Origin of the sequence: Erwinia rhapontici (assembly GCF_020683125.1) — a bacterium.
GTDB lineage: Bacteria > Pseudomonadota > Gammaproteobacteria > Enterobacterales > Enterobacteriaceae > Erwinia > Erwinia rhapontici.
On record NZ_CP085627.1, the window covers coordinates 3,912,129 to 3,925,255 of the forward strand.

At 56.2% G+C, this 13,127-nt stretch carries 15 protein-coding genes; 2 read left to right on the forward strand and 13 right to left on the reverse strand.

Annotation, left to right across the window (positions count from 1 at the left end; genetic code table 11):
• Nucleotides 1–82: 82 nt before the first annotated feature.
• The 9 genes from truD to cysG all read right to left on the reverse strand — a co-directional run bounded on the left by truD (nucleotide 83) and on the right by cysG (nucleotide 7,625).
• Nucleotides 83–1,132, reverse strand: coding sequence for a tRNA pseudouridine(13) synthase TruD (gene truD / locus LJN55_RS18095; RefSeq protein WP_133846024.1), 1,050 nt, complete (start codon nucleotides 1,130–1,132; stop codon nucleotides 83–85).
• Nucleotides 1,133–1,135: 3 nt separating this feature from the next.
• Nucleotides 1,136–1,609: a 2-C-methyl-D-erythritol 2,4-cyclodiphosphate synthase gene (gene ispF / locus LJN55_RS18100; protein ID WP_227534986.1), complete on the reverse strand. Its 474-nt coding sequence runs from the start codon at nucleotides 1,607–1,609 to the stop codon at nucleotides 1,136–1,138.
• Between the two features lie 11 nt (nucleotides 1,610–1,620).
• Nucleotides 1,621–2,325, reverse strand: coding sequence for a 2-C-methyl-D-erythritol 4-phosphate cytidylyltransferase (gene ispD / locus LJN55_RS18105; protein WP_133846026.1), 705 nt, complete (start codon nucleotides 2,323–2,325; stop codon nucleotides 1,621–1,623).
• A gap of 17 nt (nucleotides 2,326–2,342) precedes the next feature.
• Nucleotides 2,343–2,654, reverse strand: coding sequence for a cell division protein FtsB (gene ftsB, locus LJN55_RS18110; protein WP_133846027.1), 312 nt, complete (start codon nucleotides 2,652–2,654; stop codon nucleotides 2,343–2,345).
• A 190-nt stretch (nucleotides 2,655–2,844) separates the two neighbouring features.
• The gene (locus LJN55_RS18115) at nucleotides 2,845–3,165 is read right to left on the reverse strand and encodes a DUF3561 family protein (RefSeq protein WP_133846028.1); all 321 of its coding nucleotides are present in this window, start codon (nucleotides 3,163–3,165) and stop codon (nucleotides 2,845–2,847) included.
• An 82-nt stretch (nucleotides 3,166–3,247) separates the two neighbouring features.
• A complete protein-coding gene (gene cysC / locus LJN55_RS18120; RefSeq protein ID WP_133846029.1) occupies nucleotides 3,248–3,853 on the reverse strand; it encodes an adenylyl-sulfate kinase in 606 nt (201 codons plus the stop codon).
• A gap of 1 nt (nucleotide 3,854) precedes the next feature.
• Nucleotides 3,855–5,282, reverse strand: coding sequence for a sulfate adenylyltransferase subunit CysN (cysN, locus tag LJN55_RS18125; protein WP_133846030.1), 1,428 nt, complete (start codon nucleotides 5,280–5,282; stop codon nucleotides 3,855–3,857).
• A 9-nt stretch (nucleotides 5,283–5,291) separates the two neighbouring features.
• Entirely contained in the window at nucleotides 5,292–6,200 is a 909-nt protein-coding gene (gene cysD / locus LJN55_RS18130; RefSeq protein WP_133846031.1) for a sulfate adenylyltransferase subunit CysD, read from the reverse strand.
• 9 nt (nucleotides 6,201–6,209) lie between these two features.
• Nucleotides 6,210–7,625 carry a siroheme synthase CysG gene (cysG, locus tag LJN55_RS18135; protein WP_133846032.1) on the reverse strand — a complete coding sequence of 472 codons (1,416 nt, stop codon included), beginning with the start codon at nucleotides 7,623–7,625 and terminating at the stop codon, nucleotides 6,210–6,212.
• Nucleotides 7,626–8,025: 400 nt separating this feature from the next.
• Here cysG and LJN55_RS18140 point away from each other — a divergent pair, with 400 nt between their 5' ends.
• The gene (locus LJN55_RS18140; protein ID WP_167863276.1) at nucleotides 8,026–9,009 is read left to right on the forward strand and encodes an aminopeptidase; all 984 of its coding nucleotides are present in this window, start codon (nucleotides 8,026–8,028) and stop codon (nucleotides 9,007–9,009) included.
• Between the two features lie 16 nt (nucleotides 9,010–9,025).
• On the forward strand, nucleotides 9,026–9,310 hold the full coding sequence (locus tag LJN55_RS18145; RefSeq protein ID WP_159337947.1) for a YciI family protein: 285 nt from the start codon (nucleotides 9,026–9,028) through the stop codon (nucleotides 9,308–9,310).
• Between the two features lie 74 nt (nucleotides 9,311–9,384).
• Here the strand turns inward: LJN55_RS18145 and LJN55_RS18150 are convergent, their stop codons facing one another.
• The 4 genes from LJN55_RS18150 to LJN55_RS18165 form a co-directional block, all read right to left on the reverse strand.
• Nucleotides 9,385–10,044: a DUF2931 family protein gene (locus tag LJN55_RS18150; protein WP_133846035.1), complete on the reverse strand. Its 660-nt coding sequence runs from the start codon at nucleotides 10,042–10,044 to the stop codon at nucleotides 9,385–9,387.
• The gene (locus LJN55_RS18155) at nucleotides 10,041–10,985 is read right to left on the reverse strand and encodes a phospholipase effector Tle1 domain-containing protein (RefSeq protein ID WP_227534987.1); all 945 of its coding nucleotides are present in this window, start codon (nucleotides 10,983–10,985) and stop codon (nucleotides 10,041–10,043) included. Before LJN55_RS18155 ends, LJN55_RS18150 begins: the two co-directional genes overlap by 4 nt.
• Nucleotides 10,986–10,988: 3 nt before the next feature.
• The gene (locus LJN55_RS18160; protein WP_227534988.1) at nucleotides 10,989–12,050 is read right to left on the reverse strand and encodes a DUF2235 domain-containing protein; all 1,062 of its coding nucleotides are present in this window, start codon (nucleotides 12,048–12,050) and stop codon (nucleotides 10,989–10,991) included.
• A gap of 345 nt (nucleotides 12,051–12,395) precedes the next feature.
• Nucleotides 12,396–13,127 (reverse strand): phosphoadenylyl-sulfate reductase, encoded by a 732-nt coding sequence (locus tag LJN55_RS18165; protein WP_133846036.1) that lies wholly within the window; start codon nucleotides 13,125–13,127, stop codon nucleotides 12,396–12,398.

Genomic DNA, 13,127 nt, shown 5'->3' on the forward strand with positions numbered 1-13,127 from the left:
GAGAAAACAGTGAAAGGAACGACTGACTTAAGCGGATAAATCAGCAGAGCCTGCTGAGAATCAGGCTCTGCTGCAAGGGGAATTACTCGTCAACCTCGGCTGCGCTGCCCTGGGTCAACAGCAGTTCGCGCACCACGCTGGTGGCAAAGCTGCCCGCCGGGAGCCAGAAGTTCATCTCCAGCGTGACGTCATCCAGCCAGTTCCAGCGGAGATCGCGCGGGATCACCAGCATTGCACGACGTGCGGCATCCACACGTTCACGATCCATCAGCGCGAGCAGCGCAGCTTCACCGGCCAGGCTGTTTTGCTCAAAAGCCAGCGCTTCGTCACGCGTACCCCACTCACCGCTGCCCGGCAGCGGTGCAGTAATGCGCAGTTCACTGGCATCAACGCGCTGTTGCAGGGTATCCAGCTCCGCAGCCTCAGCCACAAACCAACTGCCGCGCCCGGTCAGCTGCAAGGCATCGCCCGGCAGCACCTTACACAGTGAGCCCTGCTGCGCCAGACGGTCACTGACCACCTGATTAAACATGGCGCTGCGGGCAGCCGACAGAATAAAGCTGCGTTTATTGCGCTCACGCACGCGGATTTCATCTGCCGCCCAGCGCTGCGCCATCGTCAGATTGTTACCCTCATGGCCGAAACGCTGGCTGCCAAAGTAGTTGGGTACGCCGTCACGAGCAATCAATTGCAGGCGCTGTTCCACCGCATCACGGTCAGAAATCTGGCGCAGTACCAACGCAAAGGCATTGCCCTGTAACGCCCCGGTACGCAGCTTGCGGCGATGGCGGGCGCTTTCCAGCACCTCAACGCCTGTCAGCTCAAACGCGCTGAGGTCCGGAGTGACTTTGCCCGGTACACGCAGGCAGAACCACTGCTCGGTCACCGCATGGCGATCCTTCATCCCGGCAAAACTGACGTCACGCGGATGAATGCCAACAAACTTTGCCAGCGCTTCGGCAACAAAACGGGTATTGCAGCCATTTTTGCGAATACGCACCAGCAGCTGTTCGCCGTCACCGTCCGGGGCGTAGCCGAGGTCTTCGATCACAACGAAATCTTCCGCGTGAGCCTTCAGCACACCGCTGGCAACCGGCTGACCGTGCAGCCAGCCCTGTTGGGTTAAATCCATCGGTTACACCTTCATCAACAGGGCAACGGCTTCACAAGCGATGCCTTCACCGCGCCCGGTAAAACCGAGTCTTTCGGTGGTGGTCGCTTTCACATTGACCTCATCCATATGGATCCCGAGATCTTCAGCAATATTGATGCGCATCTGCGGCGCATGGGGCAGCATTTTCGGTGCCTGAGCAATAATCGTCACATCGACGTTGCCCACGCGATAGCCTTTTTTGACGATCTGGCGCATCGCTTCGCGCAGCAGTTCGCGGCTGTCCGCGCCTTTATAAGCCTCATCGGTGTCCGGGAACAGTTTGCCAATATCGCCCAGTGCCGCCGCACCCAGCAGTGCATCTGTCAGCGCATGCAGGGCAACATCACCATCAGAATGCGCCAGTAACCCTTTTTCATAAGGGATTCGTACGCCGCCAATAATCAGCGGGCCTTCGCCACCGAAGGCATGGACATCAAAACCGTGACCGATACGCATTATGTGTTCTCCTAACGTTGTATTTGGGTCAGATAAAATTGCGCCAGCGCCAGGTCTTCCGGCCTTGTCACCTTCAGGTTATCACTGCGCCCGCTCACCAGCTCAGGGTGGTAGCCACAATATTCCAGCGCAGAGGCTTCATCCGTGATCGTGGCGCCTTCATTCAGCGCACGCAGCAGGCAGTCATGCAATAACGCCTGCGGGAAAAGTTGCGGTGTCAGCGCATGCCACAGCGCTTCGCGCTCAACGGTATGATCAATATTGCTGCGGCCCCCGATGGCGCGTTTCATCGTATCGCGCACCGGGGCGGCAAGAATACCGCCCACTTCGCTGGTGGCGGTCAGTGCCAGCAGTCGGGTCAAATCGCTGAGATGCAGGCAGGGCCGAGCCGCATCATGCACCAGCACCCATTGCGCCTCTTTTGCCGCCTGCAAACCTGCCAGTACCGAATCAGCGCGCAGTCCGCCGCCGACCACCGTCGTCACACGCACATCCGCGGCCACCGGCAACTGGCGAAAATGGATATCCTGCGGGCTGAGCGCCACGATCACCCGGCTGACAGCCGGATGAGCCAGCAGCGCATCGATGCTGTGTTCCAGAATGGTTTTTTCACCAATGGTGAGATATTGCTTGGGGCACTCGGAGAGCATACGGCTACCGATCCCCGCAGCGGGGACGATGGCGATGATCTCCGGAGAGGATTCGGCGTTATTCATGATGCTCATGGTGATGGTTACTGACTGGCTGTTCGCTGCTGCGCGTTTCGTTTGTTTTGATCCGGCACAAGGCGATAGAAGGTCTCGCCGGGTTTAATCATCCCCAGCTCATTGCGTGCGCGTTCCTCGATCGCTTCCGAACCGCCGTTTAAATCGTCGATTTCGGCAAAAAGCTGATCGTTACGCGCTTTAAGCTTGGCGTTATTGGCCTGTTGCTGAGCAACATCCTCATTAACGCGTGTATAATCATGAATGCCGTTCTTGCCCAGCCAGAGCGAATACTGCAGCCAGCCGAGAAGTACAAGTAACAGCAACGTAAGTTTGCCCATCCCCGCCCCCTGAAAAACGGCTCAATCATCCCATAACTTTTGGTATGACTCCACTCCGTCGATGAAATAGAACCACTTTCTCAGAATACGGCGTCAATACGCGTTAAAAAACAGCAAAAAAGAGCATTAAAACGCCCTGCACTGATAGATTTTGTAACGTTGCGATGTATTTGCACATCTCACTGACGGGTCACCAGCCGGTGAGAAGCGTAAATAACAGCCAGAAAAGGGCGATCACCAGCAGCACCGTCGCCAGCGCAGCCCAGACAAAATGCTCACGTAGCAGCATAGTCGCGGCGATTCCCACCAGCACCGACACCGGTAACAGCGCCAGGAAGAAAGGCCAGGTGTAGAGGAAAAAAAACAGGGTAGTGGAACCATACAGCAGGAAAGGGATCGCCAGCGCGACCCACCATGAAACAAAGCCCATCGCGCCACCAGGGATGGCCCATGACGGCTCTTCCCGCTCGCGTTCGTCTTTACCTGCCAGCATGGGGGTAACGTTTTGCATAGACTTCCCGTTGATGCTTAGGCGGAGGCCAAACTGCCTCCGCCTGATAACTGCCCGCAAACGGGCGTTAGCCGAAGCTCTCTCAGGGTTTGATAATATCTCGCTGGCGCAGCACGTCTAATAACTGGCGGGTTAAATGTGTTACCAATTGTTCACCATCCAGATGAATATCCGCTCGTTCAGGGGCTTCATACACTGCATCGATACCGGTGAAATTTCGCAGCTCCCCGGCTCGGGCTTTTTTGTATAATCCCTTCGGATCGCGTACTTCACAGATAGCCAGCGGCGTGTCGACAAAGACTTCAATAAAACGCCCTTCCCCGACCATGTCGCGCACCATCTGACGCTCGGCACGATGAGGGGAGATAAAGGCGGTTAATACCACCAGCCCGGCATCCACCATCAGCTTCGCCACCTCACCGACGCGGCGAATATTCTCTTTACGATCGTCATCACTGAAGCCGAGATCGCGGCACAGGCCGTGACGCACATTATCCCCGTCCAGCAGATAGCTGCTGACGTTCAACCGATGCAGTGCCTGCTCCAGCGCGCCAGCGACGGTGGATTTACCGGAACCTGACAGCCCGGTAAACCACAGCACTACGCCCTGATGACCATGCTGCTGCTCACGCTGTTCCCGGCTGACCGGATGCGCGTGCCACACCACATTTTCATCATGCTGCGCCATATTACTTACCGCCCAGTAGGTCGCGTGCATTCCAGTGTGGGAAATGACGACGCACCAGTGCATTCAGTTCCAGTTCAAAGGCGCTGAAATCACCGCTGCTCTGTTGCACATCGTCCAGCGGCTGACGGATCATACCCGCGCCAACGGTCACGTTGCTCAGGCGATCGATAAAGATCATCCCGCCGGTCACCGGGTTTTGCTGGTACGGATCCAGCACCATTGGCTCATCGAAGATCAGATCAACCAGCCCGATACCGTTCAGCGGCAATTCATCGGTGTTGTGCTGCGTCAGGTTGTTGATCTCCACCTGATGCTGAATGCGCTCCACGCGCGCACGGGTTTTCTTGCCGGCAATTTTCACGTCGAAACTCTGGCCCGGCACCAGCGGTTTTTCCGCCATCCAGACCACATCCACTGCCGCAGCCTGCACCGGCGTCAGGTCAGCATCCGCGGCCACCAGCAGGTCGCCACGACTGATATCAATTTCGTCTTTCAGCACCAGAGTAATCGCTTCCCCGGCGGCAGCCTGCTCCAGATCGCCATCGAACGTCACGATGCGCGCAACGGCAGACTCCACGCCAGATGGCAGCACTTTCACCCGCTGTCCGACCTGAATAATGCCGGAGGCCAGCGTCCCGGCGTAGCCGCGGAAGTCGAGGTTCGGGCGGTTAACATACTGTACCGGGAAGCGCATTGGCTGCTGCTCCACCACGCGTTGTACATCCACGGTTTCCAGAACGTCCAGCAGCGTTGGGCCGCTGTACCAGTTCATCGCGTCGCTCGGGGAGGCGACGTTTTCGCCCTCCAGCGCCGACAGCGGCACAAAGCGGATATCAAGATCGCCTGGCAACTGCCCGGCAAAATCTAGGTAATCCTGTTTGATCTGCTCGAAGGTCTCCTGGCTGTACTCCACCAGATCCATCTTGTTGATGGCGACGATCAGATGCTTGATACCCAGCAGAGTGGAGATAAAGCTGTGGCGACGGGTCTGATCGAGCACGCCTTTGCGCGCATCGATCAGCAGGATCGCCAGATCGCAGGTTGAAGCGCCGGTCGCCATGTTGCGCGTGTACTGCTCATGGCCCGGCGTGTCGGCGATAATGAATTTACGCTTCTCGGTGGAGAAGTAGCGATAGGCCACGTCAATGGTAATGCCCTGCTCACGTTCAGCCTGTAAACCATCAACCAGCAGCGCGAGATCCAGTTTTTCGCCCTGGGTGCCATGACGTTTACTGTCGTTGTGCAGTGACGAGAGCTGATCTTCGTAAATCTGACGTGTGTCGTGCAGCAGACGCCCAATCAGCGTACTTTTGCCATCGTCCACGCTGCCGCAGGTAAGAAAGCGCAGCAGGCTTTTATGTTGCTGGGTGTGCAGCCAGGCTTCCACGCCGCCCTGGTCGGCAATCTGTTGTGCAATTACTGTATTCATGACGGTTCCTTAGAAGTAGCCCTGGCGTTTTTTCAGCTCCATTGAGCCGGCCTGATCGCGGTCAATCATGCGCCCCTGGCGCTCACTGGTGGTGGAAACCAGCATCTCTTCGATGATCCCAGGCAGCGTTTGCGCTTCGGACTCGACGGCGCCGGTCAGTGGCCAGCAGCCGAGGGTACGGAAACGCACCATACGTTGCTCGATCACTTCGCCCGGTTGCAGGTCAATGCGATCGTCGTCGATCATCATCAGCATACCGTCACGCTCCAGCACCGGGCGTTCCGCGGCCAGATACAGTGGCACAATCTCGATATTTTCCAGGAAGATGTACTGCCAGATATCCAGCTCTGTCCAGTTGGACAGCGGGAAAACACGGATGCTTTCGCCTTTGTTAATCTGACCGTTATAGTTGTGCCAAAGCTCAGGCCGCTGATTTTTCGGGTCCCAGCGATGAAAGCGGTCACGGAAGGAATAAATGCGCTCTTTCGCACGAGATTTCTCTTCATCACGGCGTGCGCCACCGAAGGCCGCATCAAAACCGTACTTATTCAGCGCCTGCTTCAGCCCTTCAGTTTTCATAATGTCGGTGTGTTTGGCACTGCCGTGAACGAACGGGTTAATGCCCATCGCCACGCCTTCCGGATTGCGGTGGATCAGCAGCTCTGCACCAATATTTTTCACCATGCGATCGCGGAATTCGTACATTTCGCGGAATTTCCAGCCAGTATCAACATGCAGCAGCGGGAACGGCAGTGTTCCCGGATAGAAGGCTTTACGCGCCAGGTGCAGCATCACCGATGAGTCTTTGCCGATAGAGTACATCATCACCGGGTTGCCGAACTCTGCGGCCACTTCGCGGATAATATGGATGCTTTCCGCCTCCAGTTGACGCAGATGAGTGAGTCGTTTCTGATCCATATCTTTTCCTCAAGCCAAATTCACAACAGGGGACTCGCGTCCGTCCTGCTGCGCTGAATGTTGAAACCATGCCAACTCGTCATGCAGTTTGACCACTTCGCCAATCACTAACAGCGCCGGAGTTGGGGCGTTTCGTGCCAGTTCTTCAAGTTGTTGTAAGGTCCCGGTCAGTACCTGCTGATCCTGACGGGTGCCGCGGCTAATCACCGCAGCCGGGGTGGCCGGATCGCGCCCGTGCGCCATCAGTTGGCTGGCAATGTCGCCTGCCGCCATGGCCCCCATATAAATAGCCAGCGTCTGACGTGAACGGGCCAGCGATGGCCAGTCGGTGCCGTTGCCATCCGCACGGCATTGTCCGGTGACGAACAGAACGCTTTGTGCATGGTCACGGTGAGTCAGTGGGATGCCCGCGTAGGCGGTCGCCCCTGCTGCTGCGGTCACGCCCGGCACTACCTGGAAGGGAATGCCAGCGGCCACGGCGGCCTGAAGCTCTTCGCCCCCCCGGCCAAAGATAAACGGGTCACCGCCCTTCAGGCGCACAACGCGTTTGCCCTGCTTCGCCAGTTTTACCAGCAGGCGGTTGGTTTCCTCCTGCGGAACACTGTGGGCGTTAGCGCGCTTACCCACGCAGATGCGGTCAGCATCGCGGCGCACTAAATCCAGAATTTCATCGCTGACCAGATGGTCATACAGCACCACATCAGCTAGTTGCATCACCTGCAAGCCACGCAGGGTCAGCAGGCCACTGTCGCCAGGCCCGGCACCCACCAGAATAATCTCTCCCTGCGGGGCTTCCGGGTCAGTCAACTGCTGGTCCAGCGTGCGTTTAGCCCCTTCAAGATTGCCGGAGGCGACCTGATTGGCGAATAAGCCGTTGAAGGCTTTTTCCCAAAAACGGCGGCGGTCGGACATCTTGTTGAAGCGGGCTTTCACCTTCCCGCGCCACTGGCCGGCAATATGCGCCATCTGTCCCAGGTTCGCAGGCAGCAGCGATTCCAGTTTTTCACGCAGCAGGCGTGCCAGTACGGGCGCAGTGCCGCTGGAGGAGATCGCGACCACCAGCGGGGAACGATCAACAATAGAAGGAAAAATAAAGGAGCATTTTGGCTGGTCATCAACCACGTTGGCCAGCAGACGGCGCGCAGTGGCATCCAGATAGACCTGACCATTGAGTTCGCCATCATCGGTGGCGGCAATCACCAGGAACACCTGATCAAGCTGAGTGGCCTGATAATCCTTTGCCAGCCATTCGATACTGCCGCTGTCATGCAATGCGGCCAGTTCTTCACACAGATGGTGTGACACGACCAGCACATGCGCACCGGCGCGGCGCAGCAGTTCGATTTTGCGTGCAGCGACATCGCCACCGCCAACCACCAGCACCGGCTTGTGTCTGATATCAGCAAAAAGAGGGAGATAATCCACGTGAACCCTGTCTATATCACTATTGTTAAGGGGACTATACGTCCCGCGCTTAAGGCTTATGAAATTACTAATTGGAATGAGTAGTTACCGAATGGAATAACGCCCCGGTAAAGCTGAGAACAAAATGTGCTTAACAGATGATATTTCGCACCTTTCAGAGAGATTAAAATTGTTTAACGGCCATCACAATTTCATACTAACTGCGCAAAAATTTTCGTACGTATCGTCACTGACGACGTATCAATGCCTAAATGATTAGGCGTAATTGTCGCAGCCAGTTTGGACCCGGACAGCGCTTCAATCCCGCAGCGTACACGCAGTACGTGAGGATTTTGAACCTGGGCAGTGCTCAAAATGGCAAGTAAAATAGCCTGATGCGACAGGTTTTAAGGAATGATCCATGGTAACCCTTCTGCGCCAGGGGATGCTGGCAGCACTGCTCATTTGCGGCATCAATTTCAGTACGAATGCCGTCAGTATAAAGACAGGCAGTATCGCCGAACAGCAACTGCGGCATATTGCCACCTATTTTCCCGGCAGAATGGCGGGCAGCCCGGCGGATATGCTGACCGCCGATTATCTGCAGCAGCAGTTCACCCAGCTTGGCTATCACAGCAACCAGCGTCGTTTCACCACGCGTTATGCCTATCAACATCAGAGCGGTGATGTGACATGGCGCAACGTCAATGCAACCTCGGTGATTGCGGCCCGGGAAGGTCAGGTCGCACAGCAGATTGTGATTATCGCCCACAGCGACAGCTGGACGCCGCACAATGATAGCGAGATGCAAAATAACCTCGGTGGGCTCACCAATCAGGGCGTTGATGACAATGCCTCCGGCCTGGGGGTAATGCTGGAACTGGCACAGCGGCTCGGTACTCAGCCGCTGCATTACAGTTTGCGTTTCGTTGCCCTGAGCGGCGAAGAGATTGGTCATCAGGGCAGCGAAGACTACCTTTCGCGTATGACCCCCGAAGAGAAACACAATACGCTGCTGGTAATTAATCTCGACAGCCTGATTATCGGCAGCCATCTGACGTTTACCAGCGGCAGCAAAACCCCCAAAGCCGTGGCCCGGCAGACGCGCGATCGCGCCATGACACTGGCCCGTCATCTGGGCATCAAAAGTTCGGCGCAGACAGCGAGTGAAGAGACCCCCTTCGACCGCGCCGGCTTCCCGCTGCTGTCGGTCAACGCCAGCGATGCGCCATCCGGCAAGCTGCCGCGTAGTATCGCCCAGCACTTCCCTGTTGCGCTGCGCCATCAGGCACAGCGTGATAATCTGACCTATATTGACCGCTGGTTACCGGGGCGTATCACCCACCGAGCACATGATTCGGTGGCGGTGCTGCTGCCCTTGATTCGCGAACTGGCTAATCCTTAATGTTTTGGAGTGATGAATGTATATCGTCTTTCTGACCTACACCCGTCCCATGGAAGAAGTGGAAGCGCTGCTGGAACCTCACGTTGCCTGGATTAATCGTTACTTTACCGCCGGGGCCTTTATCAGCGCCGGGCGTAAAGATCCGCGCACCGGCGGCATGATCATGGTGAAAGAAATGGACAGAAAGCAGTTGGACGTTATCCTGGCGGAAGATCCGTTCCAGAAAGTCGCCAGCTACGAAGTGACAAAAGTGAATATCACCCGCTCTGCGGATAAGTTTGCGGCACTGACCGGGATTTGATGGTCGCTGTATCTGATGCCGCTGTAATACGGAGCTCCGGTGACCGCAATGGGCTGAACGCACCCGCTTTCAGCCTACCAGACGCCATAGGGATAGACTTTTCCTTTAATGAACTCGTTGGTAGTTTCAGGATATTCATAACCATTAGAAAACCGGGTGACGCCTTCGCAAATCACTAAATCCTCCCCGGAGACGGTATTCAGCCGGGCGGGGATAACACGGTAATTAGGTTCAAACCCAATCCCCCGCAGCCAGATGGCCACTTTCCCTTCAGGGGCGAGGCCAATCTGGATATTGTCATACCAGGCCGTATTTCCCTGATAATCCTTATAGATGCTGGGTCGGTACATTTTTTCAATCACCTCATCAGAGAAGGTCAGGCGGGTTTCATAAACCTTTTTATCAATCACGGAATCCCAGCAGAAAAACATCTGTTTTGGCGGGTACTTCACATGATTCCAGTGCCCACGAGACACCCGGGAATGGGTGTTCCACTCGCCGGTAACCTCATCCATAGCCGGAGTCTTGTTCAGCGTCACAAACCGGGAAGCCTGGTTTTCGGCATCAATAACCACGGCAAAAGTGACCACAGCATAGAGCGCTTTTGGAGTGAAAAAATTAAAATTCCACCTTTCAGGGCGATCGCTTTGTGCGGTGCTGCCGGACTGAGCGGCACCCTGGCAGGCGGTTAACAGCAGCAGCGGCAGTAGTGCGCTAAGGCGGGTTATGCTCATATTTTGTTTCCATCCATATTATAAACGGTCCTTTGCCAGTGCCGGTCCGGGCGGTTGGTAAAGTTAATCAGCGCCAGCGGTTTTACCGCGCCGCTGATTTGTCCCTGTTTATCCCTGACCACGCTGTTCCAGTGGGCCGAGCAATGAAGATACTTGCCTGCCAGCAGGGCCATTTCCGCCGGGCTAAAGTCGCTGACCAGCTGACCGTTGCGGGCAGCACGCCCCATGAGTCGTGCTTTTTCACACAGGATATTGAGTTCTGCGGGTAATGACAGATTGCTATCTTTAGGTAAAATCGAATTGAATACCGCCCCTGCATCCTGTGCCGCATCCAGCATCACCCGCAGCACCACTTTTGACCAGTCGTTACGCGTGGGCCGCTTCAGTACCAGTGCGGCAGCGCTGCGCTTTTGCAGGGTGCCGTAGCGGTCGGCGGGCAGGCGCTCATCAGACGAGCTATGGATGGCGGGTTTCTGCTGCTGCAACAGCGGGGCGATGGCCGGGTAATCCGCCATCCGTTGCTGCTCCTGCGCCGCCTGCTGATAACTGCGCGTCTGACTGTCCGGCGTGCTCAGGGGCACGGTAGTAAAATACGGGCGGGTAACAAAGCAGGCTTCATATTCATCGGGGTTGTAGCCGCCGCCAATATCCGAGTGCGCGCCGGGCAGAGCCAGCTCCGGCCACGCCGGTTGGATGCTGTTCAGGGCAAAGTTAAAGCGGGATTCGTGCCGGGCGGTAATCTGGAACACCTTCTGCGCCACTCCCGGGCGCAGCACAATATTGACCTCGCCGGTATCGGCGCTGTGCGGATTCATTCCGTTAACCGGGGTGCCGATGGCGGCAACGGTATCAAATATTCCCAGAAAACGGGTACTGCCGCCCGGTGTACCGGTAAACGTTATGTCTTCCAGTCCGGTTTTTATCGCGGCAATAATCGCCACGTCCTAGCTGGCGACCCGGTTGGCAAAATGACGCGCTGCCGCCGCCCCGCGGCTGAAGCCGAAAATATCAAACTGCAGCATCTTAATAATACTGGCGCGGGCAGCAGGATGTTTGGATAAATAGTCCTGGATAGCCGTCACCACTGCCCCGACAGCTTTATCAGTTTTACTGACCACGCCAGTATCACCCCGGCCACTCATCATGCCATAGGCGCTGTCCCCCTCGCCGTTTTCGGTACCAATGCCCTCAATATAGATAGCTTCCTGCCCGGAGCCGCTGGCGGCGGTCAGTTCGTCGTTATACAGGGTAAAAAGCCAGTGCACATTGGTGTAATAGCCGAGATGGCTTCCGGCTGCAGTGCCGCTGTGGCCCAGTTTCAGCTTTACACACTGAGTCTGGGCGGACTCCGCTTCGGCACTGCTCAGACCAAAATGTTCACCACTACAGGCATTCTGGCGTTCAGTGCTGTTGCTGGAATTATTCCCGGTGCCGTCGAAAAACACCCCAATGGTCAGGGTGATTTCACGCGGCTCCGGCTCCGAGGTGGCGTCACGCGCAACGGGGTTTTTCCGCACAGACTGAGCATGTTGCTGCAGCGGGGTGCTGCGCTGGCGGGTGCGGAGCACGGTCGGGCGCGGTTTGCCCCCGCTCTGCGAGTAGTCCCGGCAGCTGACCGAACGCTGGTATTCACGGATGATTTGCTCGATACAGTCGGGGGGATAGTCGGACGACTGGCTGATAAGATCCCCCTGCTGGTCGATATAAAACACGCCGGCAGGCTCGTAGAAATTGCAGAGCATCACCACGTCACCGGACATCACCATTTTTTTCATCTGCTGGCGGGTGCAGGGTCCGTGAAGGGGCGGCAGCTGCTGACCCGGATTGTTCCTACGTTCACAGATATTCAGCAGATAAAAGCCCGGATTACGGCTGTCACTGAATTCATACTGAGCAGTAATGCGCGACCAGGCAGAGGGCGGCGAGATAATCTGTTCGAATTTTTCCGGGTCAAGATTATCATGTGGCAAATATTTGAGGTAAATCCCCGGCAGGCTGAAACCCATATCCCTCTCCCTGTGGATAAAAATCAGACGGCAGTAACCATAGCCTGGGCAGGGTCTTCAGGGAAATGACTTTACTGAATATTATTGAATTCTTATGCAGGCAAAGGTGAAAACACAGCGGATGATGGCTAAAAAAGCGGAAACCTTAACCCGTGCGTGGAACTGAAAATGAGTGTACGGAAAGGGAAATTTTGGGGGCATTTCGTCTCTGACATAAGCGGAGAATGCCCTGCGACACCTCCGCTCATATTAGAACGAATAACACGGGATACCGTATTCAGCCTTCTCGCTAAAACCTGTCGAAACAGAGAGTTGGCTACACTGATATTTTGGTAAGCGGCAAAACTACTCGTGCAGCCCGCACTCGCGTTTCAGGCCGAAGAAACGCGTCTCTTCTTCTGCCATCCCCGGCTCCCATTTACGCGTGGTGTGGGTATCCCCCACCGAGAGATAACCCTGCTCCCACAGCGGGTGGTAACTCAGGCCATGCTGTTGCAGATACTGATATACCTGACGATTATCCCAGTCGATGATCGGCAACAGCTTAAAGACGCCTTTCTTGATCGCCAGCACCGGCAAATGCGCCCGGCTCCCGGACTGATCGCGGCGCAGGCCGGCAAACCATGTCTGGGCGTTCAGGGTCTCCAGCGCACGGTTCATGGGTTCAACCTTGTTGATCTGGTTGTAACGCTCAATGCCCTCTACGCCCTGCTCCCACAGCTTGCCATAACGCGCTTCCTGCCACGCCGGGCTGTGCTCTGCGCGGAACACCTGTAAGTTGAGATCCAGCTTCTCCGTCAGTTGATCGATAAACTGATAGGTTTCCGGGAACAGATAGCCGGTATCCGTCAGGATCACCGGAATATCCGGCTTCTGACGCGCAACCAGATGCAGACTGACCGCCGCCTGAATACCAAAACTTGAGGTCAGCACGGCCTCACCCGGCAGGTTCTCCAGCCCCCAGATCACCCGGTCTTCGGCAGACAGTTTATCCAGCGTGTTGTTGATTTCGGCGAGCGCCATGACGCGCTCCACCTTCGGTAATGCGTTCAGTGTCGTCAGATCGAGAACTGCCAT